The sequence below is a fragment of the Dongia sp. genome (genome assembly GCF_041910485.1).
GTDB lineage: Bacteria > Pseudomonadota > Alphaproteobacteria > Dongiales > Dongiaceae > Dongia.
Genome location: NZ_JAYRQR010000026.1, coordinates 69629 through 91525, shown reverse-complemented (window position 1 = coordinate 91525; position 21897 = coordinate 69629). Strand labels below are relative to the sequence as shown.

The 21897-nt window shown below is 62.6% G+C and carries 24 protein-coding genes and 1 pseudogene; 14 read left to right on the top strand and 11 right to left on the bottom strand.

Features of this window, described 5'->3' with window-relative positions:
• Positions 1 to 93: 93 nt before the first annotated feature.
• Positions 94 to 1767 carry an ankyrin repeat domain-containing protein gene (locus ACE3PP_RS07905; protein ID WP_374380176.1) on the top strand — a complete coding sequence of 558 codons (1674 nt, stop codon included), beginning with the start codon at positions 94 to 96 and terminating at the stop codon, positions 1765 to 1767.
• Positions 1768 to 1824: 57 nt separating this feature from the next.
• Here ACE3PP_RS07905 and ACE3PP_RS07900 read toward each other — a convergent pair whose 3' ends face one another.
• Positions 1825 to 2226, bottom strand: coding sequence for a hypothetical protein (locus ACE3PP_RS07900; RefSeq protein WP_374380173.1), 402 nt, complete (start codon positions 2224 to 2226; stop codon positions 1825 to 1827).
• 266 nt (positions 2227 to 2492) lie between these two features.
• Between ACE3PP_RS07900 and ACE3PP_RS07895 the strand changes: the two genes are divergently transcribed.
• The 9 genes and pseudogenes from ACE3PP_RS07895 (at position 2493) to ACE3PP_RS07855 (ending at position 10610) form a co-directional block, all read left to right on the top strand.
• Positions 2493 to 3296, top strand: coding sequence for a glycosyltransferase family 2 protein (locus tag ACE3PP_RS07895; RefSeq protein WP_374380170.1), 804 nt, complete (start codon positions 2493 to 2495; stop codon positions 3294 to 3296).
• 48 nt (positions 3297 to 3344) lie between these two features.
• Positions 3345 to 3935, top strand: a pseudogene (locus ACE3PP_RS07890) (glutathione S-transferase family protein); the annotation flags it as partial.
• A 351-nt stretch (positions 3936 to 4286) separates the two neighbouring features.
• Positions 4287 to 4862, top strand: coding sequence for a F0F1 ATP synthase subunit delta (locus tag ACE3PP_RS07885; RefSeq protein ID WP_374380167.1), 576 nt, complete (start codon positions 4287 to 4289; stop codon positions 4860 to 4862).
• Complete coding sequence (atpA, locus tag ACE3PP_RS07880) at positions 4862 to 6391, top strand: F0F1 ATP synthase subunit alpha (protein WP_374380164.1); 1530 nt, start codon at positions 4862 to 4864, stop codon at positions 6389 to 6391. Before ACE3PP_RS07885 ends, atpA begins: the two co-directional genes overlap by 1 nt.
• Before the next feature lie 28 nt (positions 6392 to 6419).
• On the top strand, positions 6420 to 7301 hold the full coding sequence (locus ACE3PP_RS07875) for a F0F1 ATP synthase subunit gamma (protein ID WP_374380161.1): 882 nt from the start codon (positions 6420 to 6422) through the stop codon (positions 7299 to 7301).
• A 36-nt stretch (positions 7302 to 7337) separates the two neighbouring features.
• A complete protein-coding gene (atpD, locus tag ACE3PP_RS07870; protein ID WP_374380158.1) occupies positions 7338 to 8759 on the top strand; it encodes a F0F1 ATP synthase subunit beta in 1422 nt (473 codons plus the stop codon).
• Between the two features lie 18 nt (positions 8760 to 8777).
• A complete protein-coding gene (locus tag ACE3PP_RS07865; RefSeq protein ID WP_374380155.1) occupies positions 8778 to 9218 on the top strand; it encodes an NUDIX domain-containing protein in 441 nt (146 codons plus the stop codon).
• Between the two features lie 38 nt (positions 9219 to 9256).
• Positions 9257 to 9670, top strand: a complete 414-nt coding sequence (locus tag ACE3PP_RS07860; RefSeq protein ID WP_374380152.1) for a F0F1 ATP synthase subunit epsilon — start codon at positions 9257 to 9259, stop codon at positions 9668 to 9670.
• Positions 9671 to 9794: 124 nt separating this feature from the next.
• Positions 9795 to 10610, top strand: coding sequence for a ferritin-like domain-containing protein (locus ACE3PP_RS07855; RefSeq protein ID WP_374380149.1), 816 nt, complete (start codon positions 9795 to 9797; stop codon positions 10608 to 10610).
• 3 nt (positions 10611 to 10613) lie between these two features.
• Here ACE3PP_RS07855 and ACE3PP_RS07850 read toward each other — a convergent pair whose 3' ends face one another.
• The 8 genes from ACE3PP_RS07850 to ACE3PP_RS07815 all read right to left on the bottom strand — a co-directional run bounded on the left by ACE3PP_RS07850 (position 10614) and on the right by ACE3PP_RS07815 (position 16729).
• Positions 10614 to 11279 carry a glutathione S-transferase family protein gene (locus ACE3PP_RS07850; RefSeq protein WP_374380146.1) on the bottom strand — a complete coding sequence of 222 codons (666 nt, stop codon included), beginning with the start codon at positions 11277 to 11279 and terminating at the stop codon, positions 10614 to 10616.
• Complete coding sequence (locus tag ACE3PP_RS07845) at positions 11263 to 11976, bottom strand: DUF599 domain-containing protein (protein WP_374380143.1); 714 nt, start codon at positions 11974 to 11976, stop codon at positions 11263 to 11265. Before ACE3PP_RS07845 ends, ACE3PP_RS07850 begins: the two co-directional genes overlap by 17 nt.
• A complete protein-coding gene (locus ACE3PP_RS07840; RefSeq protein WP_374380140.1) occupies positions 11973 to 12692 on the bottom strand; it encodes a DUF599 domain-containing protein in 720 nt (239 codons plus the stop codon). Before ACE3PP_RS07840 ends, ACE3PP_RS07845 begins: the two co-directional genes overlap by 4 nt.
• Before the next feature lie 18 nt (positions 12693 to 12710).
• The gene (locus ACE3PP_RS07835; RefSeq protein WP_374380138.1) at positions 12711 to 13082 is read right to left on the bottom strand and encodes a PilZ domain-containing protein; all 372 of its coding nucleotides are present in this window, start codon (positions 13080 to 13082) and stop codon (positions 12711 to 12713) included.
• 140 nt (positions 13083 to 13222) lie between these two features.
• The gene (locus ACE3PP_RS07830; protein ID WP_374380135.1) at positions 13223 to 13612 is read right to left on the bottom strand and encodes a hypothetical protein; all 390 of its coding nucleotides are present in this window, start codon (positions 13610 to 13612) and stop codon (positions 13223 to 13225) included.
• A gap of 132 nt (positions 13613 to 13744) precedes the next feature.
• Positions 13745 to 14134 carry a hypothetical protein gene (locus ACE3PP_RS07825; RefSeq protein ID WP_374380133.1) on the bottom strand — a complete coding sequence of 130 codons (390 nt, stop codon included), beginning with the start codon at positions 14132 to 14134 and terminating at the stop codon, positions 13745 to 13747.
• A gap of 142 nt (positions 14135 to 14276) precedes the next feature.
• On the bottom strand, positions 14277 to 15992 hold the full coding sequence (locus ACE3PP_RS07820; RefSeq protein WP_374380130.1) for an ArnT family glycosyltransferase: 1716 nt from the start codon (positions 15990 to 15992) through the stop codon (positions 14277 to 14279).
• A 26-nt stretch (positions 15993 to 16018) separates the two neighbouring features.
• Positions 16019 to 16729: a glutathione S-transferase family protein gene (locus ACE3PP_RS07815; protein WP_374380128.1), complete on the bottom strand. Its 711-nt coding sequence runs from the start codon at positions 16727 to 16729 to the stop codon at positions 16019 to 16021.
• 190 nt (positions 16730 to 16919) lie between these two features.
• Between ACE3PP_RS07815 and ACE3PP_RS07810 the strand changes: the two genes are divergently transcribed.
• The 3 genes from ACE3PP_RS07810 to ACE3PP_RS07800 all read left to right on the top strand — a co-directional run bounded on the left by ACE3PP_RS07810 (position 16920) and on the right by ACE3PP_RS07800 (position 19544).
• Entirely contained in the window at positions 16920 to 18416 is a 1497-nt protein-coding gene (locus ACE3PP_RS07810) for a M17 family metallopeptidase (RefSeq protein WP_374380126.1), read from the top strand.
• Positions 18417 to 18644: 228 nt separating this feature from the next.
• Complete coding sequence (locus ACE3PP_RS07805) at positions 18645 to 19157, top strand: hypothetical protein (RefSeq protein ID WP_374380123.1); 513 nt, start codon at positions 18645 to 18647, stop codon at positions 19155 to 19157.
• 69 nt (positions 19158 to 19226) lie between these two features.
• Positions 19227 to 19544: a YkgJ family cysteine cluster protein gene (locus tag ACE3PP_RS07800; protein ID WP_374380120.1), complete on the top strand. Its 318-nt coding sequence runs from the start codon at positions 19227 to 19229 to the stop codon at positions 19542 to 19544.
• Here ACE3PP_RS07800 and ACE3PP_RS07795 read toward each other — a convergent pair.
• Both ACE3PP_RS07795 and ACE3PP_RS07790 read right to left on the bottom strand, forming a co-directional pair.
• On the bottom strand, positions 19541 to 20269 hold the full coding sequence (locus ACE3PP_RS07795) for a hypothetical protein (RefSeq protein WP_374380117.1): 729 nt from the start codon (positions 20267 to 20269) through the stop codon (positions 19541 to 19543). The two genes, ACE3PP_RS07800 and ACE3PP_RS07795, sit on opposite strands and share 4 nt — an antisense overlap.
• Complete coding sequence (locus ACE3PP_RS07790; RefSeq protein ID WP_374380114.1) at positions 20266 to 21204, bottom strand: transcriptional regulator GcvA; 939 nt, start codon at positions 21202 to 21204, stop codon at positions 20266 to 20268. Before ACE3PP_RS07790 ends, ACE3PP_RS07795 begins: the two co-directional genes overlap by 4 nt.
• Before the next feature lie 163 nt (positions 21205 to 21367).
• On the opposite strand from ACE3PP_RS07790, the gene ACE3PP_RS07785 reads away from it, so the two are divergent.
• The gene (locus tag ACE3PP_RS07785) at positions 21368 to 21625 is read left to right on the top strand and encodes a DUF1127 domain-containing protein (protein WP_374380111.1); all 258 of its coding nucleotides are present in this window, start codon (positions 21368 to 21370) and stop codon (positions 21623 to 21625) included.
• The last annotated feature ends 272 nt before the right edge of the window (positions 21626 to 21897 follow it).

Here is a 21897-nt window from a genome sequence, read left to right as displayed (position 1 = left end):
GGGGGTAGAGTGGAACTCCGGGGAACCCGTCGCAATTCCGCCCAATTTATGCGATAGAAAACACCATCATCGCATCCGATTGGGATATCTAAAATGCGCGCCGCTTTTGGTCTTGCCGCTTTTGCGTCCGGCTTGGCCCTGCACTCCGCCTTTGCCGGCCCGATAGAACCGACGACCTATCCCTTCCTGCCGTCGCTCACCGTGAACAACGAACCAGCGGTGTGTGGCGCTTTCGAATCGGTGGTGATCGAGGCGTTCAAAGGACCGCAATTCCAATTGTCGCTCGCGGACAGCTATTGGCCGGAGACAAAAGTACAATCTGTCGTCTTTACCGCAAACGGCTTGCTGCCGACGGCAGAAGCGAAGAACGTCACTCTGAATGGTGTTGAGACGCTGGTAGGTGAAGGCAGATGGATTCTTGCTCATGTAATCCAACACGCGCCCATGCAAGACGCTCACTTATTCATGCTGTTCGCAGATCAGGCGAGCTACTTGGCCAAGGTGAAAGAGATCGAGAATGTGCGCGACCAATATCTAGACTTTGAACAGGCTTTTGCAGATGTGCGAGATGTAGTTCCGGTCGAAGTGCCACAGGACATTGAATGGATCGAAGAGCCGTCTTGGGGTGAGCACGCCTTCTTTATCATCAACGACGCGCTCTATATGGTTGGGCGCAATAATCGAACGGATCCGACGGAATTGGATCTGTGGCGTATCCACGCTACATCCACCAAACTGGCATGTCGCGTCGATCTCTCCACCGAGAATCAGTTGACGTTTGGGCCGGTGGGTCACTTGCATGACCTATTGAGAGCCATATCGGGCGAAGAACCGTATTACGGTGGCACGATGCACACGCTGAACTATGTGCAGCTGCGCGGCTCGCCGGTTGTTTCGCGTATTGCCTTGCGGCCTTGGAGCCTATCGGATTTCGAACCGTTCGCTTCAAGTGCAGATGTGGATGCTTGGCTTGACTATTGGGGTCAAGCATCGCTGTGGAATCATCGGCAATGGAGAAAGATGGAGGCGTTGAAGCCAGCGGCTTTGAATGCGCTTGCCGGATATTTTCGCGACGCATTCGGGCTGTCCGGGATGGCTGCGTTGAATCTTGCACAAACATCCATTGAACGCTTGATGGGGTGCTACTTCATGTTCCCCGCCAGTCTGCATGATCTCGATCTCGACAATCCGCGGTGGCGACTGAGGCATGCTTTGCTGGCCGGCGCACCCTGGGCCGAAATCGCGCAGCTTCTACCGCTGGATAAACCGATGGGGCCACAAGATTGGGGCTGGTTTGAGGTAGAGCCGTCGCTTGATTATGCGCTGGAGCATCCAACGTTGCTGTCGCAGCTCCTCGGTCAGAATTCGGATCCTGATGCTGCGAATGGCTTCGGCAAAACACCCCTCATGTATGCAGCGCACTTTAATCTGCCGAAGGCCGCCAAGCTGCTTCTGCAGCACGGCGCCAATGTCAATGCGCAGACGGGCCGCAAAGACAAGAAGAGAGTGAGCCTCTTCAATGGCACGACCTATCGCATCGACCGCTGGTCTCGGACGCCGCTGATGTATGCTCTCGAAAATGCCGACATAGATATGGTCGCTCTCCTTCTCGATGCCGGGGCCGATCCACAGGCCCAAGACTCGAGTGGCGGCGATGCGATGGACTATCTGCAGCGCAATGTGGGTCTCTCGTCAACGGAACGGGAGCAAGTCGCCAAATTGCTGCGCAACGCAGGCTATGTCGGCAGCGAGGGTCAGCCGCAATAGTGGCTCGGCTTTGGTGCAGCCGCGGCAGGCCAAAGTGACAGCAGATTCATTCCTTTGTTAGCTAATGCTGTCTCCGGCGAGATAACGCTCCACCAAAGCAACATCGTCAGCGGTCCACCCTTCGACATCGAGTGACTTCCGTAGCCACTCTTCAAAGCGAGCTTTAATGGTGACTTCCCGCAGATCGGACAAGTGCAATGACTCAATTTCAGGCGCAAGCTTATGAAGCGTGACAAAAATCACGTAGTGCAGGTTGCGCATCAATATCTCGATCTTCGTACCAATATAACGTGTCGATATATTGTCTTCGAGTTCACCGAGACCTCGAACGGAGTAGCGCCGTTTGGCTGTTTTCGAATAGTCCAATAATCTAAGATCAACAATCTCTGGCCAATCAGCTAACGCCAACTGAAACAGTTTCGTAAAATTCGGATTCGGCTGATTGTCGGCGATATTCATTTTCTTACCTTCCCGGCGTCATCCCAGACACTCTGCGGCTTATTTCCCTTATTCCAATCTCTTTTGCTTGGCGAGCGCTTCTATCGCGGCTTGCTGCGGGCTTATTAGAGATACTCATGTTGAAGTAGATCGCTCTGTATTGCGGCGGCACACTGGCGCTCGATCGGCGCATGTCGGCATACCCTGATGGGAGGGGATTGGCGCGTGATGGTGCATGCCCGCACGAGCGATGACAGATGGCGCGACCTACATTAGGTTCACTCGTCATGACCGAACCCATCGTCTCCATCATCATCGCGGCCTACCGCGCGCAAGGCTTCATTGCCGAAGCGGTGGCCTCGGCCTGTGCGCAGAGTCTGCAAGCGATCGAGATCCTCGTGGTGCCGGATGAGGCGGCGGATTACGGGTTTTTGGCGGGGGTCGATGCGCGTGTGCGTGTGTTGCCCGGCGTCGCGCAACCGACCGGTCCGGGGCCGGCGCGGAACCGGGCGCTCGCTGTGGCGCAGGGGGCGTTCGTGGCGCTGCTCGATGCCGACGATCTCTGGTCGCCCGACTATCTGGCGCGGCTGCTGCCCCGCGCTGAAGAAGCCGGTGTCGCCTTCGGGCTCACGCGCTTGACCGATGTGAGTGGGCGCCTTATCCGCGAGGTACGGGGCAGGGGCGGCCAGGTGGATTTCACGACCTTCGCCACGGCCTTTGCCTCGCTGCATGGGCTGGCGCGGCGAACACCGGAGAGGCGCTGGCAGGATGTGCTGGCCGAGGATGTGCTGTTCGATCTCGAGAGCCTGGCGCTTGCCGGCGGCACGGCGCCCTTCGTTGAGGACGCCATCTATCATCTGCGCCAGCAGCCGCAATCGGCAACGCAGAGTGCGGCCTTCGTCTCGGAGATCGGTGCCGGCTACACGCGGCTCATGGAAATGGTCGATGCCGGGGAGACCCTGGTGCCGCCCGCGCACCGCGCCGCCGTCACTGCGGTCTGGGAGAGCTGGCAGGCGATGGACCGGCGCTTTACCGCCTCGGGTGCCACCGACTATCAACAGTTTGTCGCCGGACTCTTGCCGCTGGCTTGATGTTCTATTATTGTTCTTCCGCTATCGGCGAGGCGGGAGACAATCGCGATGAAACTCTATGTCGGGCCCTTGAGCCTCTTTTCACGCAAGGTCGAAATCGCCCTTCGGGAAAAGGGAATCGCGTTCGAGCGGGAATTCGTCGCCTTTACCCAGGCACGGGGTTATGAGCCGCGGCACCCGGCTGTTCTCGCCCACAGCCCCAAGCGTCAGGTGCCGGTGCTGGTCGATGGCGATCTGGCCCTCTTCGATTCGACCGTGATCCTGGAATATCTCGAGGACCGTTATCCGACACCGCCGCTCTATCCAGCGACGCCACTGGCGCGGGCACTATGCCGCCTGATCGAGCTCGATGCCGACGAGATCCTGTTCGCCCCCGTGCGCAACCTCCTTTACCGCACCGAGCCGCCGCATGCGGATCCAGGCCGGCAGGCGGAGCGGGAAGCGGCGGGGAAAGCCGCCGAAACGGCGATCGGCGCGCGCTTTGCCGAACTCGATCGCCGTTTGCTGGCGCGGGATTTCTTCTGCGACGGCCTGTCGGTCGCCGATATCGGCATGTTCATGACCATCCTCTTTACGCAGCGGCTGAATGGGCCGGATCTGGGCGCCTATCCCGCACTTGATGGCTGGTATCGGCGGCTTCTGGCCAGACCGGCCTTCGCGCAAGCGGCCGAGGAGATCGCGGCTGCGGATCGGGAGCTGTCGCCGGCCCTGGCCGTACCCTGAAGCAGGGCGCTGGCGGGGCGATCCGGCGGAGCCTGTTCCGAATGTCGAAAGAGCAGCGATTTCTGGCGCTTTTTCAGCTGCTTGCGGAATCGATGCCAAGCCAGGTTTGGGCCTGTTGATTAGCCCGAAACCATGTGTTACTAACCCGCCGCCTGTCGCAGCGCGGAAAGCCGCAGCGAGGGGTCGGTTGGGTTTGTACCGGCGCGCCTAGCGCCCAAGAATTCTCCGTAAAATCAATCCGTTAAGACCAGGGATGGGGGCGATATCGTGGCAGCCCAAGCGAGCGACAAGGGAAGCACCGCGTATGGCGGTCTGGCGCAGCGTTATGCAGCAGCCCTCTTCGAACTCGCCGATTCCAAGCATCAGCTCGATGCCGTCGTCGGCGATCTGGCGGCGCTCTCGAAGATGATCGATGAATCGGCCGACTTCCGCCGCCTCATCAATTCGCCGATTCTCTCGCGCAATGAGCAGGGCAAGGCCATCGCCGCCATCAGCCAGTCTGCGCAATTCGGTCCCCTGACCGCGAAATTCCTCGGCCTCCTCGCCCAGAACCGGCGCCTCTTTGCGCTCACCGCGATGATCCAGGCCTTCAAGAAGATGCTGGCCGACCGCCGCGGTGAAATGACCGCCCTCGTCTGGTCGGCCCGTCCGCTCTCTGCCGAACAGCAGAATGCTCTCGCTGAAACCATCAAGCGTGCCCACGGCGCCAAGGTCGCGATGGAGGTCAAGGTCGATCCTGATCTCATCGGCGGTCTCGTCGTCAAAGTGGGCAGCCGCATGATCGATTCGTCTATTCGAACCAAGCTGCAGAAGCTGCAGCTCGCCATGAAAGGGGTTGGATAATGGAAATCCGCGCCGCCGAAATCTCTGCAATCCTCAAGCAGCAGATTGAAAATTTCGGCAACGAGGCTGATGTCACCGAAGTCGGCCAGGTGCTGAGCGTCGGCGACGGCGTCGCCCGCGTGCATGGGTTGGACAATGTCCAGGCCGGTGAAATGGTCGAGTTCCCGGGCGGGATCCGCGGCATGGCCCTCAACCTCGAAACCGACAATGTCGGTATCGTGATTTTCGGCGACGACCGCGACATTAAAGAAGGCGATACCGTCAAGCGGACCGGCGCCATCGTCGACGTCCCCGTCGGCAAGGGCCTGCTCGGTCGCGTCGTTGACGGTCTCGGCAACCCGATCGACGGCAAGGGTCCGCTGACCAACGTCACGCGTACCCGCGTCGAAGTGAAGGCCCCCGGCATCATCCCGAGAAAGTCGGTGCATGAGCCGATGCAGACGGGCCTCAAGGCCATCGACAGCCTGGTGCCGGTCGGCCGTGGCCAGCGCGAGCTGATCATCGGTGACCGTCAGACCGGCAAGACCGCCGTCATCATCGACACCATCCTCAACCAGAAGGCCATCAACGCCGGTACGGATGAGTCGAAGAAGCTCTATTGCGTCTACGTCGCCGTCGGCCAGAAGCGTTCGACCGTCGCCCAGATCGTGAAGACGCTCGAGGACAACGGGGCGCTGGAATATTCGATCGTCGTCGCCGCCACCGCCTCGGAACCGGCCCCGCTGCAGTTCCTGGCGCCCTACACGGGCTGCGCCATGGGCGAGTTCTTCCGCGACAACGGCATGCATGCCGTTATCTTCTACGACGATCTTTCGAAGCAGGCCGTCGCCTACCGCCAGATGTCGCTGCTGCTGCGCCGTCCGCCGGGACGCGAAGCCTATCCGGGCGACGTCTTCTATCTCCACAGCCGTCTCCTCGAGCGCGCTGCGAAGCTCGGCGAGAAGTCGGGCTCCGGTTCGCTCACCGCGCTGCCGGTCATCGAAACCCAGGCGGGCGACGTCTCGGCCTACATTCCGACCAACGTGATTTCGATCACCGACGGTCAGATCTTCCTGGAAACGGCGCTGTTCTATAAGGGCATCCGTCCCGCCATCAACGTCGGTCTGTCGGTTAGCCGCGTCGGCTCGGCCGCCCAGATCAAGGCGATGAAGCAGGTTGCGGGCTCGATCAAGCTCGAACTCGCGCAGTACCGCGAAATGGCGGCCTTCGCGCAGTTCGCCTCCGACCTCGACGCCTCGACCCAGAAGCTCCTGGCCCGCGGTGCGCGTCTCACTGAGCTCCTGAAGCAGGGCCAGTTCAAGCCGATGCCGGTCGAAGAGCAGGTCGTCTCGATCTTCTCCGGTGTGCGCGGCTATCTCGACGGCATCGCCATCAACCAGATCGGCCGCTTCGAAGCGGGTCTCCTCGGCGAGATCAAGGCGAAGCATCCGGATGTCCTCAACGCGATCCGCACCGAGCGCGAGATCTCGAAGGCGACGGAAGCGAAGCTCCACGAAGTGATGGCCGCTTTCGCCAAGTCCTTCGCGTAACTTAAGTCGTCGTTGAGAAGGGGCAGCAATGCCGAGCCTTAAGGATCTGAAGGTCCGCATCAACAGCACCAAGAACACGCAGAAGATCACTTCTGCGATGAAGATGGTGTCTGCGGCCAAGCTGCGCCGCGCGCAGGAACAGGCGGAAGCCGCCCGTCCCTATGCCGAGCGCATGGAGAAGGTGCTGGGTGCCTTGGCGGCTTCGATGGCCGGCAAGGACAACGCACCGGCTCTCCTCGGCGGCACCGGGCGCGACCAGGTGCAGTTGCTGGTCGTCATGACCTCGGACCGGGGTCTCTGCGGTGCGTTCAACTCGTCGATCACGCGCCAGGCGCGCAAGATGGCGCGCGACCTCAAGGCCGCCGGCAAGACGGTGAAGATCGTCACGGTCGGCCGCAAGGCCAAGGACCAGATGCGCCGCGAATTCGGCGAGCAGATCGTGGCCTCGTTCGAGGAAATCGCGCGTCCGCGCATCACCTTCGAAACTGCCGAGAAGATCGCCATCCAGATCCGCAACATGTTTGCGGCCGGCGAATTCGACGTCTGCACCATCATCTACAACAAGTTCAAGTCGGCGATCGCGCAGATCGTCACCGTGCAGCAGCTCGTGCCGTTCGCGAGCGCCAGCGCCAACGAGAACAATGCCGGCCCCGCGGCGCTCTATGAATACGAGCCGAGCGAAGAGGCGATCCTCACCGATCTGCTGCCGCGCAACATCTCGATGCAGGTCTATCGTGCGCTCCTGGAAAACTCGGCCTCCGAGCACGGCGCGCGCATGACCGCCATGGACAATGCGACCCGCAACGCGGGCGACATGATCAACAAGCTGACCATCAATTACAACCGGACCCGCCAGGCGAACATCACCAAGGAGCTGATCGAAATCATCTCCGGCGCTGAAGCCGTCTGATCCGGACTGAAGAGATCGTTTTAAGGAGCAACCAATATGTCGAAGAACATCGTCGGCAAGATCACGCAGGTCACGGGCGCCGTCGTTGACGTGCAGTTCGAAGACGCCCTGCCCGCGATCTTGAACGCGCTGCATGTGCAGAACCAGGGCAAGCTGCTGGTTCTCGAAGTTGCCCAGCATCTGGGCGAGAACACCGTGCGCGCCATCGCCATGGACTCGACCGACGGTCTGGTCCGCGGTGCGGAAGTCTCCGACACCGGCGCCCCGATTTCGATGCCGGTCGGCCCCGAGACCCTCGGCCGCATCATCAACGTGATCGGCGAGCCGATCGACGAGCGCGGCCCCATCGGCAACAAGCAGACCCTGCCGATCCACCGCGCGGCGCCGGAATTCTCCGAGCAGTCGACGGAAGCCCAGATCCTCATCACCGGCATTAAGGTCATCGATCTGCTGGCCCCCTATGCGAAGGGCGGCAAGATCGGCCTCTTCGGCGGTGCGGGCGTCGGCAAGACCGTCACCATCATGGAGCTCATCAACAACGTCGCCAAGGCGCACGGCGGTTACTCCGTGTTCGCCGGCGTCGGTGAGCGTACCCGCGAAGGCAACGACCTCTATCACGAAATGATCGAATCGGGCGTTATCAAGCTCGACGGTCCGGGATCGAAGTGCGCCCTTGTTTACGGCCAGATGAACGAGCCCCCGGGAGCCCGCGCCCGCGTCGCTCTCTCCGGTCTCACCGTCGCCGAATATTTCCGCGATGCCGAAGGCCAGGACGTGCTGTTCTTCGTCGACAACATCTTCCGCTTCACCCAAGCGGGTTCGGAAGTGTCGGCGCTCTTGGGCCGTATCCCGTCGGCCGTCGGTTATCAGCCGACGCTTGCCACCGACATGGGCGCGCTGCAGGAACGCATCACCTCGACCAAGAAGGGTTCGATCACCTCGGTGCAGGCCATCTACGTGCCCGCCGACGATTTGACCGATCCGGCCCCGGCGACCTCGTTCGCCCACTTGGACGCCACCACCGTTCTTTCCCGTCAGATCGCCGAGCTCGGCATCTTCCCGGCGGTCGATCCGCTCGACTCGACGTCGCGCATGCTCGACCCGCGCGTCATCGGTGAAGAGCATTACACCGTTGCCCGTCGCGTCCAGGAAGTGCTGCAGGGTTACAAGGCCCTCCAGGACATCATCGCCATTCTCGGCATGGACGAGCTTTCGGAACAGGACAAGCTGACGGTCGCCCGCGCCCGTAAGATCCAGCGCTTCCTGTCGCAGCCGTTCCACGTCGCCGAAGTCTTCACCGGCACGCCGGGCGTGCTCGTGAAGCTCGAAGACACGATCAAGGGCTTCAAGGGCATCGTCGACGGTCAGTATGACGACCTCCCCGAATCGGCCTTCTACATGGTCGGCACGATCGAGGAAGCGGTTGCCAAGGCCAAGAAGATGGCGGAAGCCGCCTAAGGAATAGCGGGGGCGCTGATGGAACAAGCCAGCAGCGCCTCCGTTGAGACAAGAAGACCCGGCCCGGTATGGCCGGTTTCGGTAAAGGGGGTTCTCTTCGTCGGCAATGAAATCGTTCTGTTGCAGAACGAGCGCGACGAGTGGGAGCTGCCCGGCGGCCGGTTGGAACCGGGCGAAGAACCAGATCTCTGCTTGGCCCGGGAAATCTCGGAAGAGCTGGGGATCGACGTGACGGTCGGGGACCTCCTCGATTGCTGGCGCTACCCGGTCCTGCCCGGCAAAGAGGTCCTCATCATCACGTTCGGGGTGCAGTCCCTGCCGTCGGCGGATCTGCGCCTCAGTCACGAACACAAGGAACTGGGGCGCTTCCCACTGGATCAGGTGGATGGGCTCCGGATGCCGGAAGGGTATCGGCGCAGCATCCGCGATTGGGCGCGCCGGCTGGCTCTCCCGGCTTAAGAGCAAGGCCGGGCGTAACGGCAAGAGAAGGGTGGAACATGGCGGATCAGGTGCATTTCGAGCTCGTCTCGCCGGAACGGCTGCTGTTCTCGGCCAATGTCGCTGAGATCGTGATTCCGGGTGCCGAGGGTGACTTCGCGGTCCTGCCCGGTCACTCCAATCTCATCTCGACCATTCGTCCGGGTGTCATCCACATCCTGGAAGGCGCTTCGGTCAGCGACCGCATCTTCGTCGAAGGCGGTTTTGCGGAAGTGAACGACAAGGGCTGCACGGTCCTTGCCGAGCGCGCACAGAAGGTTTCCGAGATCGACCGCGCCGCTGCCGAGCAGGCCCTGAATGATGCCCGTGAAGATGTCGCCGACGCCAAGACCGATGTCGAGCGCGCCGTTGCGGCCAACGTCCTCACCATCGCCGAGGCGCGTGTTCACGCCCTTGGCCAGAGTGCCTACTAAAGCCCATCGTCAATGACCCGCGCTGCATGATCGCAGCGCGCTGCCACTGGACGGCAGGCCACAGGGTAAGCCACGGGGCAGAGTCGGGGTACTGAACGGAAAGCGCGGGAGCAGCGGCCACATCATGGCGCATTGGACCCTCGATCAGATTCCCTGGCACGCGTTCGACGCAAGCAAGGTCGATCCCGACCTTCTCAAGCTGGCCAAGGCTGCCGCGCTCGTCGAATATAACGGCGGCGACTACGCGACTTATCTCAACAACGTGTTTCACGATGATGACGGCTTCAGGGCCGTCGCCGACGAATGGTCGCTGGAAGAAGTCCAGCATGGTGCGGCCCTCGCCCGCTGGGCCAAGCTCGCCGACCCCAGCTTCGATTTCGACGCCGCGTTCCAGCGCTTCCTCGACGGCTATCGGATCCCGCTCGACGTCAACGCGTCGGTGCGTGGCAGCCGCTCAGGGGAACTCGTTGCCCGCTGCATCGTCGAAACCGGCACTTCGTCTTACTACACGGCCCTGGCCGAAGCCGCGCAGGAACCGGTCTTCAAGGCGATCTGCCGCAAGATCGCGGCCGACGAACTGCGGCACTACAAACTTTTCTACACGCACCTCAACCGCTATCTCGAGCGCGAGGGGCTGGGCGCCTGGGGCCGCTTCAAGGTGGCGATGTCGCGCATCACGGAATCCGAGGATGACGAACTCGCCTATGCCTATTATGCCGCCAATCACGGCGACGAGGCTTATGAGCGCAAACGCTTCTCCTCAGCCTATGCCAAGCGCGCCTATGCCTATTACCAGCCGCCGCATATCCAGCGCGGCATTGCCATGGTGCTGAAGGCCGCCGGCCTCAACCCGCAAGGGCCGCTGCACAAGCCACTTTCGGCACTTGCCATCTGGTTCATGCGCCGCCGCGTGGCGAAGCTCTCGGCCGCCGGGGCCTGATCGTCAGGTCAGCTCGGCCCCGAAACGGGTCGCGGCAACGCTGGGCAGCGTCTGCATCCTCTCCCACCATTCCCGCATCCGCGGTCGTTCCTGGAGCAGCGCTCTTCCTTCCACCGTGCGGCAGCCATAGGCCAGCATCGGCTGAAGATGGAGATCGGCCAGCGTCAGCTGGCGGCCCAGCAGCCACGGACCGTCACCGGTGAGGTCCGCCAGCGCGCCGAGCGCCGTCCGTGACTTCGCCATCGCGACCGATAAGGCGGCGGCATCGGCCGGCTTGCCGGATTTGGCCGCTTCGTCGCTTGCGACATAGAGGCCCCAAACCAGCGGGCGATAAAGGTACGAATCCATCACGCCGATCATCTGCATCATGCGGGCGCGAAGCCGGACGTCGGCAGGCTGCAGCGAGGGCCCGGCAAAGGCCTCATCGACATAGCGTGTAATGGCGGCGGTCTCATAGAGGGTGAAGTCGCCGTGCCGGAAAGTCGGAATGCGACCGAAGGGATGGAGCTTCAGATAGGCTGCGTCGTCCGCATGCTTGCCGAAGATATCGATCTCGGCAAGGTCGTAATCGACCCCTTTCTCCATCAACGCCAGGCGCGCGATGCGCACATAGACGCTGTAGGCCGCACCGAGCAGCTGAGGTCGGACGGGATCACTCGCGCGCGTCACGCTTCAACTCGTCCGGCGGGTTGAGCTCGACGAAGCGGCGGATCGCGCGGTGGCTGTGCGAATAGGCCTGGCGGCGCAGCAGCACCACGAGGATGGCGAGGATCGCGCCGATGAAGGCCAGCGGGTCGATCAACCAGGCGAGCCAGGCAAGCCCGAAATAATAGCAGCGGATGCCGCCGCCGAAGGCGGTGAGGGCGCTGGTATAGACGGTCGCCATTTCGTCGGCGAGTTCCAGCCGGTGCGGGTAATCGTTCTTGGCGAGCGGCGCCGCCCCGATGAGGGCGCAGCAGTAATTGTATTGCCGGATCGCCCAGGTGAAGCGGAAGAAGCCATAGACGAAGATGGCGATGAGGCCGATGAGCTTCAGCTGGAAAATGGTCGCGGAACTGTGGGTGACGAAGGTCCAGCTGGAAAGAACGGTTTGCGCATCAGCCGCCTTGCCCAGCACGCCGAGGAGGCCGGCGACGACCAGGATGGTGGCCGAGCTGAAGAAGGACATGGAATTGACCGTGTGGCCGGTCAAGGCCGAATCGACGATACGGTCCGGCCGCTCCATCAGGCGCTGCATCCAGACGCGCCGCACTTGGTGCATCAGCGCGTTGACGCTCTTGCCGCGCCCGGACACTTGCGCGATCCGCTGATAGCCGAAAAAGACGAGCAGGAAAAAGGCGAGGCCCAGATAGTCGATCGCGTTCATCGCCCCGTTGCCTCGTAATATTCGGCAACACTCGCCTGGCTGCGGCTGTTGACCTGCCGTTTCAGCAGCACCAGCACAACGGCCGACGTACTGAGCGCAAAGGCCGCCGGATGAATGAACCAGGCGAGCCAAGCCATCGCGAAATAGTAGGCGCGGATACCGCCGTTGAAGCTAACGACGGCCAGTGACAAGACGCGGGCGGCATGGTCGGCAAAGCGGTCACGCGCCCCGATCTCGACCGGCGGCAAGGGGGCGGCACCGATCAGCGTGCAGGCAAAGTTGAACTGCCGCAGGGCCCAGGTGAATTTGTAGAAGCCGATCATGAAGAGGCCGATGAGGCCCAGCACCTTCAGTTCGAACAGGATTTCCGACGAGGTGACGGTGAAACCGAAGGATTGGATGACGGCATGCGCGTCCGCCGCCCGACCGAGCACGCCAAGAAGGCCGGCGATGATCAGCATCGAGGTCGACGCAAAGAAGGTGGTCGATGAAACGGAATGGCCGGTCAGCGACGAATCGAGGATCCGCTCGGGCCGATCGAGCATGCGCCGCATCCACAGGCGCCGCAATTGATGCATCATCTGATTGAGGTTCGTCGGCGTCACATTGTCGGGCGGCAATTTGTCGGCAAAGCGTCCATAGACGAACCACAGGACCAGCATCCACAGGAATGCCAGCGCATCCAATCCACTGCCGCCTGGCCAGGAGATGTCCATGCCGATCGCCTGTGCAGCTCAGGCAGGCTTGCGGTCGCCGCGCTGAAAGCGCTTGGAGAAGCCGCGCTCGAAGAAATCGTAGATGGCGGGGCTCATTTGTTCGAACTTCAGGGCCAAGCGGCGATTCTCGCGGTCGTTGCGCACCACCTTGGCATCGATCTTCATCTCGAACTCGGCATGCTCGTCCTTGATCTTGATTTCGATCCCGACCGGCATTTCGACCAGCAGATGGCCTTCATAGTTTTCGACGAGCAGGCCGCCCAGCGACCAGTTGAGCGTGTCGCAGATCTGACCGCCGACACGAACGGTGAAGACGGGGAGCGGCATGCGCTTGTCCCGGCGATGCTCGGCGCCGCGGACCCTGGTGAAGCCCATGGTGAAACTGGTCATGCCCACTCTCTATTGCCACTGTCCCTGGGCACGAAGTGTAGCACATGCCGCGACTCGCACCACCAGCGCGCCCGAGTCGGCGCAAGAAATGAGGCGCGGTGCAGATGAAAGCCGGCAAAGCCGGCGCAGCATGGACGCGATCAGCGTTGCCGGGTTTGGTGAAAGCCGAAGCTGCGTTCGAAGAAGTCCAGGATGGTCGGCGTCAGGCGTTGGAACTTCAGCGCCAGTTCGCGCTTCTCCAGATCGTGGCGGATGACCAAGGCCTCGACCACCAACCCCTCTTCATCCAGGTCGCCGGCGGCCTTCTCCAGGGCGGCGGGCATGTCGCGCAGGCGGACCTGGATAACGACCTTCAGGCCCTGGAACAGATAGCCGTCATAGCCGCCGACCAGCATCCCGCCCAGGGACCAGTTGATACTGTCATAGCGACGGTTGCCGATCTTGACCGAGAAGATGGGCAGGCGCAGACGCTTGTCGCGCCGCTGCTCGGCGGAACCTGCGTTCTTGAAGCCCAAGGTGTAGCTGCGCATTTACCTTATCCGCCGCGAGATACATCAGTGGGTATAGCCTCTAATTCCTATGGTGCGCAAAGGCAAGGCCAAATGGGTGTTAGCCAATTGATTTATAATGAACAATTTTAGCTAAATCGCGCGGGCGGCGCGTCAATAGCCGCGCCGGCGATAGGCGATCAGGTGGCGTTCGAAGAATTTCAGCAGCGGCTGCGGCAGGTGCACGAAGCGGACTGCCAACTGGTGCTTGGCCTGGTTGCAATGCACCACCTGCCCATCGACCATATAGACGGCGGGACCGGCACGGCCCAGCCGGGAATCGCGCTGCGTCGCACTCAAATGCTCGGTGATCTCTACCCGGACGACCCGGTTGGGGGCGAGATACCCGCGATGATTCCGGACCAGCAAACCGCCCAACGACCAATTGATGCTCTGGCAGGTTTGGCCATCGATCTTGACGCTGAAGACCGGCGCCGCATGACGCTTGTCGCGCCGCTTTTCGACCGTGCCGACTTTGCGGAAGCCCAGGGTGAAACTAGGCATCGGCATTCAGGCAGGATGGGATCCGGGATTGGATCACGGTGCGGGTCCTCGAGTATGGGCTTGGGGCGGAACGCCTCTTCAGGCCAATAAACCTAAGCCGCATGAACATTAGGTTAATGACAAGTGACTGCGCGCGCAGCGCTCAGAAATTGCCGTCGAGTGCCTTGCCATCGGTCAAGATGACGGCACTGGTCGGCCAGATGGCGACCCAGCGATCGCGGGCGACGCCGCGATAATAGGGAAGGGCCGGCAGGCGCAGCGGCGAGCCGTCGAAATAGCTGACGATGACACCGGCCGGGTTGGCCTTCGCCCAGGCGATGGCCACCTGCCGGTCGGGAAGGGCGATAGGGGCCGATGCCAGCCGGCCGTAATAATCGAACTCGCCGCGATAGGGGCCATAGACGGCCAGCGGCTGACCGGCTTCCTCCAACTGGCGCAGGCGCTCGGCCACCGGTTCCAGATCGAAGAATTGCCTCAGATTGAACGGGAACTCGATGTTGACGCAGGTGATGAGAAGGATGGGAAGCGTGGCCACCTGGATGGTGCGCGACAGCAGGTGCATGGGTGAGAGCTGTGCGACGCCATAGCCCGCGACCAGCAAGACCAGTCCCGACGTCATACCGATGCCGCCGATCCAGATCGGCAGCGGCACGTCGAAGAGCTGGCGCCACAGTGCATCGAGATGCGCCGTCGGCACGATGTTCATCAGGAAGAAGAAGAGACCCAGCAGCAAGGCCAAGAGGGCCGGCACGATGGCGTGAAAATCCTTGGCGCGGATCTGCTGGGTGGCGAGAAGGCGCGCGCCGAGCAGCGACAACGGCAGAATGATGTAGACCATGCCCTGCATCTGCCAGCCGCTGATAAGGCCGGCGAGGATCGTGGCGCCGAAGAAGAAAAGGCAAAGGCGAAAGCTGCGGCCGGTGCGGTCGCGCAGCTGCTTGGCCAAAGCCCGCCACAAGGTCTTCCAGCAGATCCAGGGATAGAGCAGGGCCGGCACAAGGAGCAGCGACCAGATTTCGCGCCGGCTGGCCTCGGTCGCCGGATTGGCCCAGCCATTGCCGAAGCTCAGATAACCCGCCTCGATCCCCGATTGCTGCAGCAGGTTCATCCAGGCGATCCAGCAGCTAATGGCGGGCAGCAGTGCCAGTGCCAACGGCAGATGCCAGCGCAGGATGAAGCGCGGGGGTTGGCGCAGCGACCCCATCTTGGCACCGTGGCGCGGCGTCACCGCAGCCAACAGCGGCAGCATGAACCAGGCCATCATGCCGATCGAAAAAAGGCTGAGAAGAATGGCGGCGGACAAGATCACCCACCAGGCGGCCGTGTCGCGCTCGCTGTGCCAGAGCCGCGTCAGGGCGTGGAAACCGGCAGCGGTGAAAAGCAGGCCCAGCGGTTCCGCCTGCACCATCGTGGTGATGAGAACGAAGGCGATGACGCCGCTCATCAGGATGCGGGCGTAAAGCTCGGTCATGCGCCGGTGCGGCCACAGGATGAGCGCGCTGCGGCCCACCAGCCACAAGGTGGCGAGGCTGCACAGAACGCTGAGGAGGCGCGGCCACAGATCGCCGACACCGAAAGCTTCCCAGCCGAGCAGGATCGCCCAGAAATGCAGCGGCGGCTGATCGCCGGTGCCGGTGCCGACATGCAGCGGCATCCAGATATGGTCCTGCCACATGTGCCAGGCGGCGGAGAGGCTTTCGAGCTCCGCGGGCGCTGTCGGCGGGCGGCCAAGCAAGGTGCCGAGGACGACGATGAACCACAGCAGGAACGAGGCTGCGTAAGCCCAGCGCAGGAAGCCGGGGCTGGCGGCGACCGCCTCCTCCACATCGCTCATCGTGTCTGCATCGATCCGTGCCATCTTGCCGGTTCCGCTGCCGTGCCGCGTCAATCCGCCTTCTGGAAAACGTCGAATTGGAATATCGCCGTTTCCTGGAGGGCCGCTGCTTCCCACTCCTTGAAGCCGGGCCACGAGAAGATCGCCTCGCAATAGGCTTGGGAAACCTCGTCGAGCTTGACGCCATAGGTGCGGAAGCGGGTGGCGACGGGGGCGAACATGGCGTCGGCGATGCTGAAGCCGCCCAGCAGGAAGGGGCCGCTGCCATTGGCACCGCGTCGCCCAAAGCGCTCGCGCGCCTCGTTCCAGATATCGGCGATGCGGGCGATCTGGTCGGTCACCAGATGCGCGCGCGATTCATGGCGCCGGTCGCGGGCGAGATCCATCGGCATGTTCTGGCGCAAGGCCGCAAAGCCCGCATGCATCTCGTTGGCGATGGAACGGCCGAAGGCGCGTGCCTCGCGGTCCTTGGGCCACAAATTGGCGTCCGGCGCCAATTCGGCGATATACTCGCAGATCGCCAGCGTCTCCCAGACCTTGATGTCGCCATGCAGGAGCACCGGCACCAGGCCGCTCGGCGAATAAAGGCGGATATGGCGGTAGGTGTCGTCGGTGCGCAGCGGAATAAGCACTTCGCGGAAGGGGAGGCCCGTGGCCTTCAGCGCAAGGAATGGCCGCAGCGACCAGGATGAATAGTTCTTGCTGCCGACGATGAGCGTCAGCTCGTTGCCGCGCCCACCTGAAGATTCTTGAGCCGTCATTGCGTTTCCGTTTCATCCCCTGTTCTTCTTGCCCCGCATCATAGGCGAAGTCCCGGGCCTGTGAACCCCAATCGGGCCCGGGCCCACCGTTGCAATGACCGTGACGACACACCCCGGCAGCGGCTAAGATCGCCCCGAATCAGCCCCGATCCGGGGCGTTTGTCGCTACCTCAATTCGGGAATTGCCATCTTGCTCGATCATCTCGTCGCGCGCGCCGCCAAAGCCATTTCGATCCTGCCGCTCTCGGAAAAGGCACTGGGGCATTGGGTGAAGGCGCAAAGTGCAACCGTGCAGAACTGGGTCAAGTCCGCGGGCTTCAAGGCCAAGCCGGGTTCCTGGCTGCTGATCCCCGACGAGAGCGGGCGCGCGGCCGAGATCCTTGCCGGTGTCGAGGAGGGGGTCGACCGCTGGTCGCTCGCCAACCTCCCGGGCGCCCTGCCGAACGGCACCTATCAGCTGGTCGAGGGCGATCTGTCGCCGGAACAGGCCAGCGCCCATGCCTTTGCCTGGGCGATGGGCTGCTATCGCTTCGCCCGCTACCGGTCGGACGCCAAGGAATTCTCGAGCCTGGTCTGGCCCAAGAGCGCCGACCGCGCTGCGGTTGAGCGGGCGGTCCGGGCGATCGGCTTGGGGCGCGACCTCATCAACACGCCGACCGAGCATATGGGCCCGGCCGACCTCGCCAAGGCGGTGGAGAAGGTCGGAGCGGCGAGCAAGGCCAAGGTTACGACCATTGTCGGCGAGCAGCTCCTGAAGCAGAACTATCCGACCATCCATGCGGTGGGACGTGCCGCCGCTGCGGACCGGGCGCCGCGCCTCATCGATCTCACCTGGAAAGGTCCCGGCGGCGACAAGGGGCCGCTCCTGATCCTTGTCGGCAAGGGCGTCTGCTTCGATACCGGCGGCCTCGATATCAAGCCGCGTTCGGGCATGATGATGATGAAGAAGGATATGGGCGGTGCCGCGTCGGTGCTGGCGCTCGCCCAGATGATCATGGAAGCCGGCCTGCCCTTGCGCCTGCGCCTGATGATCCCAGCGGTCGAGAACTCGATTTCAGGGAATGCGATCCGCCCGCTCGACGTGGTGAAGACCAGGAAAGGCATCACGGTCGAGATCAACGACACCGATGCCGAAGGGCGCCTCATCCTCTGCGACGCGCTCGCCGAGGCCGATGCGCAGAAGCCCGATCTCGTCATCGACATGGCGACGCTGACGGGTGCCGCGCGCGTGGCGCTTGGTCCCGACGTGCCGGCGCTCTTTGCGACCGATGACGATCTGGCCGACGATCTTTTGCGCCATGCCCGGGCCGAGGGCGATCCGCTGTGGCGCCTGCCGCTGTGGAAGCCCTATCGCCGCATGCTGGACAGCAAGGTGGCCGACATCGCCAATTGCGAACCGGGCAGCTTCGGCGGCGCCATCACGGCGGCCCTCTATATGGCCGAGTTCCTGTCGCCCGCCACGAAGTGGATGCATATCGACACTTATGGCTGGACCTCGGGCCTGGGCGCCGGGCGACCGGAAGGCGGCGAGCCCTTAGGGATCCGCGGCCTTTTTGCCTTCCTGGCCGATTGGGCGACGCAGGGAAAGAAGGGGCCGCTGATCCCCACCCGAGCCGCACCCCGGCCGAAGCCCGCAGCCCGCGCGGGCCTCAAGCGGCCGGCCGCCCGACCGCGGCCGCGGCGCTGACGCAATATTTGTCATTTCAATAGGTTGAACATGATTAACTCATATTGAGTTAACTATGCCTTTTTCAGCCCTTAACCCGTTGCGGGCGCGCCTCTATTCCTCGGGTCCGACGTCGTTCGGCATTGTGCGGGATTTTCATCAAATACCCGATAACGCATTAATTTGCCTAGATTTTCGTCAGCTTCTACCAACATCTTGGTGACAGTGTCGAGACAAGGATTTCGGCGTATGTCTACAATATCGTATGAACCTGGCGATCTCGCAGCCCCCGCGGCGCTGCCGGGCTGGATTTATGAAGCCGATCCCGATGTCCAGGCTCTTTATGTCGCCTGGCAGGCGGCGGGCGGCAGCAAGGCGATGCCCAGCTTGGCCGATTTCGACGGCGGCGCCCTGAGCGAGGCCTTTCCGCGCCTTCTCCTGGCGCGTCTGGCGCAGACTGGTGAGGCTGAGGCCTTCCGGTTCCACCCCTTCCATGCCGCACTCGCTGCTGAAGATGGGTCCGGTAACGAGGGGTCGGGCGACGGCCTGGACCCGGCGCTGTTCCAGCATATTCCCCTGGCCGGCTGCCGCACGGTCGTTGCCAAGCGCCCCCCCTATGTCGACCGCTTCGGCGGCTTGTCGGCCGACGGTCTGCTGCACGATCACGAGATCGCCTTCCTGCCGCTGAGCGCGGACGGCAGTCAGATCGACGGTATCCTCATCCTGGCGGTCGAGCTGGAGCCGGGCGACTGGCGCCTCTGACCGCTTTCATCGTTCCTGATTGGGATCGTTCCTGACACGCAGCCGGGCATCGGCTATAGGCTGGCGGCCATGAGCGATCCATCACCCTGCCAAAGCTGCGGCGCCTGCTGCGCCCATGACCCGAGCTGGCCACGCTTCTCGCTGGAGGCGGAGGAAGATCTCGCCCTCATTCCCGAAGCCCTCATTGCCGCCGACAAGAGCGGCATGGCCTGGAAGCCGGATGCGGCAAATGGCAGTGGCGGGCGCTGCGCCGCCCTGCATGGCGAGATCGGCAAGGCCGTCGCCTGTTCGATCTACGGCCTGCGCCCCGATGTCTGCCGCGCCTGCCAGCCGGGCGATCCGGAATGCAACATCGCGCGGGAAGGCCGCGGCTTCCCGCCGCTTTAATCCAGCTTGAAGACGGTCTGCGCGCGCTTCAAGTCAATGAGTTCGGTCTGCATCGCCTCGAGCTTGCCCTGGAAGACCATGAGCTGAACGATGGCACCGCGGAAGTCCGGGCCCAGTACCTTTGCCCGGCGCTGCAAATCCATCGACCAGAATGCCATGTAATCCTCATGGGCGAGGGTCATCGGCTGCGGCAGGGCGGCGCGGATCTTCTCCTGCTCCTCCGCCGGCAGACTGGTATCGACGATGATGAGGATGGCATCGCCCGGCATGTCGTCCTGGGTGATGATGCGATCGGGCTTGGCATAGGTCTGTTCGACCATCGTCAGCATTTTGGCGATTCCATCCGCGTCGCCGGGCGCATGCATCGGCTTGCGGCTGCGGATCCAGAAGATGCGGTGCTGGTCGGCGGCACTCGAGAAGAAGAGCTGCATCTGCTCGTTCTTCGGATCGGTGTCGGCACCGGGGACGGAATCCTTGGCCGTGACTTTGCCCTTCCCGACCTTCAGCGTCGAATCGATGTGATAGCTCGGCCATTCGTTGAGCACGCTGGAGATCAGCCGGTCCATCAGCTTTTCCTGATAGATCCCTTCCAGGAACTCGCCGTCGAGCTCGTCTTCGAGCGGCATGTCGAGCGGAATATTGTTGATGCGCCAGCGCGCCCCGTCGGCGAGAGCGAGCTGCGTCCCCGCCACCATCAGCAAGGCTGCGATCCAAATCCGCTTCATGACGCGATCCCTTCTTTCTTCGGTTCCTTTGACTTGTCGCGGAAGGTCGCCATCTGATTCAGTATCCAGTCGCGAAAAGCCTTCACCTTGGCCTGCCGCAGCGCCCCCTTGCCGTAGATGAGATAATAGCCCGTCTCCAGCAACACGGTCTGCGGGAAGGGCTGCACCAAGCGCCCATTCTTCAGATCGTCACCGGCCAGCATCGTGTTGCCGAGCGCGATGCCGAGCCCGTCGATCGCCGCCTGGATCATCAAATTGGAATAGTTGAAGGTGAGGTTGGTTTTGAGCTCCAGGTCGGGGACGCCGGCTGCCGCCAGCCAGCGCGGCCAGAAATCGAACTGCGCCCGGCGCCAATCCATGTCTGAAATGAGCGAGAAGCGGGCAAGGTCCTTGGGCTCCTTGAGCGGGACCGATCCGGCCAGGATGCTCGGCGCGCAGACGGGAAAGACCTCGTCCTGCAGCAGCAGCTCCGCCTCGACCCCCGGCCACTGACCGCGCCCGTAGCGGATACCGATATCGACATCGCCCTCGCCCACGGGATCGAGCCGATCGGTCGCCGAAATGCGCACCTCGATCTCGGGGTGGCGGGCCTGGAAATCGTAAAGGCGCGGCACCAGCCATTTCGAGGCGAGCGACGGCAGGGCCGAAACGGTGAGCGGCCCGCCCCCCGGGAAGAGGCGCATCTCGGCCGAGGCTTCGGCAAGCTGATGGAAGGCCGCCCGCACCGGGGGCAGGTAGCGCCGCCCGGCTTCGGTCAGCGACAGCGACCTGGCCCCGCGCTCGAACAGGCTGATCCCCAGCCATTCCTCCAGTGCCTTGATCTGGTGGCTGATGGCGCTGTGGGTGACGTTGAGCTCGTCCGCTGCCTTGGTGAAGCTCAAATGACGGGCGGCGCATTCGAAATAGCGCACGGCTTTCAAGGGCGGCAGGCGCATCTTCTGGCTTCCCCAATGGAATCAAGGGCCGGGCTCGTCGGGTCCGGCAATGCTTGATCTCAGCTAACAGAACAAGTGAGAAACGGTCGTTTGTGTCCCCAGCAATGCAAGCATAACTTCACCCCAACGGCAATGGTGCCGGTTAGGAAAATGTGAGGATACAATGACTCAGATCAGCCTGTTTGCAGGGTCTGCCGCTTCCTCAAAGGCCGGCAACGGCCCATTCCGCGGCGGCCTGTTTCGTGATGCGGTCGCCCAGCCGGGCCGCGTCGCCTCCCTTTTCATCGCGATCGAGGAATGGCGGGAACGCCGCCGGTCGCGCCGGGACCTGATGCGCCTCAGCGACTATCAACTCAAGGATATCGGCATCAGCCGCCTCGATGCCGAACAGGAATTCGCCAAGCCATTTTGGCGCGCCTGACGCCGGTGCGGATGTCGGCCATGAGGTCCGTCCGGCATTCTTTCACCGCCGCCTCGTCCAACTGGCTTCGGCCAGAGGGACATTCTCAGGGGGGCGCGCGGTTTCGGGGACATCCCAGTTCCCGGCAATGTCCGATCCGGTCAGCCCGACCGGGTCGGATCTGGACCGTACCCCCATTCGGTCCAACCCTGGATACTTGAAGCGTCATCGGCCTTGCTCACCGCTCGGCCGATGGCGCATTTTCTCGTTCCGACTTCCCATCTTTTTTTGAG

Excerpts from the sequence above, each read along its gene's own strand:
- ACE3PP_RS07905 (WP_374380176.1), top strand. The coding sequence starts at position 94 with ATGCGCGCCGCTTTTGGTCTTGCCGCTTTTGCGTCCGGCTTGGCCCTG.
- ACE3PP_RS07900 (WP_374380173.1), bottom strand. The coding sequence starts at position 2,226 with ATGAATATCGCCGACAATCAGCCGAATCCGAATTTTACGAAACTGTTT.
- ACE3PP_RS07895 (WP_374380170.1), top strand. The coding sequence starts at position 2,493 with ATGACCGAACCCATCGTCTCCATCATCATCGCGGCCTACCGCGCGCAA.
- atpA (WP_374380164.1), top strand. The coding sequence starts at position 4,862 with ATGGAAATCCGCGCCGCCGAAATCTCTGCAATCCTCAAGCAGCAGATT.
- ACE3PP_RS07875 (WP_374380161.1), top strand. The coding sequence starts at position 6,420 with ATGCCGAGCCTTAAGGATCTGAAGGTCCGCATCAACAGCACCAAGAAC.
- atpD (WP_374380158.1), top strand. The coding sequence starts at position 7,338 with ATGTCGAAGAACATCGTCGGCAAGATCACGCAGGTCACGGGCGCCGTC.
- ACE3PP_RS07865 (WP_374380155.1), top strand. The coding sequence starts at position 8,778 with ATGGAACAAGCCAGCAGCGCCTCCGTTGAGACAAGAAGACCCGGCCCG.
- ACE3PP_RS07860 (WP_374380152.1), top strand. The coding sequence starts at position 9,257 with ATGGCGGATCAGGTGCATTTCGAGCTCGTCTCGCCGGAACGGCTGCTG.
- ACE3PP_RS07855 (WP_374380149.1), top strand. The coding sequence starts at position 9,795 with ATGGCGCATTGGACCCTCGATCAGATTCCCTGGCACGCGTTCGACGCA.
- ACE3PP_RS07845 (WP_374380143.1), bottom strand. The coding sequence starts at position 11,976 with ATGAACGCGATCGACTATCTGGGCCTCGCCTTTTTCCTGCTCGTCTTT.
- ACE3PP_RS07840 (WP_374380140.1), bottom strand. The coding sequence starts at position 12,692 with ATGGACATCTCCTGGCCAGGCGGCAGTGGATTGGATGCGCTGGCATTC.
- ACE3PP_RS07835 (WP_374380138.1), bottom strand. The coding sequence starts at position 13,082 with ATGACCAGTTTCACCATGGGCTTCACCAGGGTCCGCGGCGCCGAGCAT.
- ACE3PP_RS07830 (WP_374380135.1), bottom strand. The coding sequence starts at position 13,612 with ATGCGCAGCTACACCTTGGGCTTCAAGAACGCAGGTTCCGCCGAGCAG.
- ACE3PP_RS07825 (WP_374380133.1), bottom strand. The coding sequence starts at position 14,134 with ATGCCTAGTTTCACCCTGGGCTTCCGCAAAGTCGGCACGGTCGAAAAG.
- ACE3PP_RS07820 (WP_374380130.1), bottom strand. The coding sequence starts at position 15,992 with ATGGCACGGATCGATGCAGACACGATGAGCGATGTGGAGGAGGCGGTC.
- ACE3PP_RS07815 (WP_374380128.1), bottom strand. The coding sequence starts at position 16,729 with ATGACGGCTCAAGAATCTTCAGGTGGGCGCGGCAACGAGCTGACGCTC.
- ACE3PP_RS07805 (WP_374380123.1), top strand. The coding sequence starts at position 18,645 with ATGTCTACAATATCGTATGAACCTGGCGATCTCGCAGCCCCCGCGGCG.
- ACE3PP_RS07800 (WP_374380120.1), top strand. The coding sequence starts at position 19,227 with ATGAGCGATCCATCACCCTGCCAAAGCTGCGGCGCCTGCTGCGCCCAT.
- ACE3PP_RS07795 (WP_374380117.1), bottom strand. The coding sequence starts at position 20,269 with ATGAAGCGGATTTGGATCGCAGCCTTGCTGATGGTGGCGGGGACGCAG.
- ACE3PP_RS07790 (WP_374380114.1), bottom strand. The coding sequence starts at position 21,204 with ATGCGCCTGCCGCCCTTGAAAGCCGTGCGCTATTTCGAATGCGCCGCC.
- ACE3PP_RS07785 (WP_374380111.1), top strand. The coding sequence starts at position 21,368 with ATGACTCAGATCAGCCTGTTTGCAGGGTCTGCCGCTTCCTCAAAGGCC.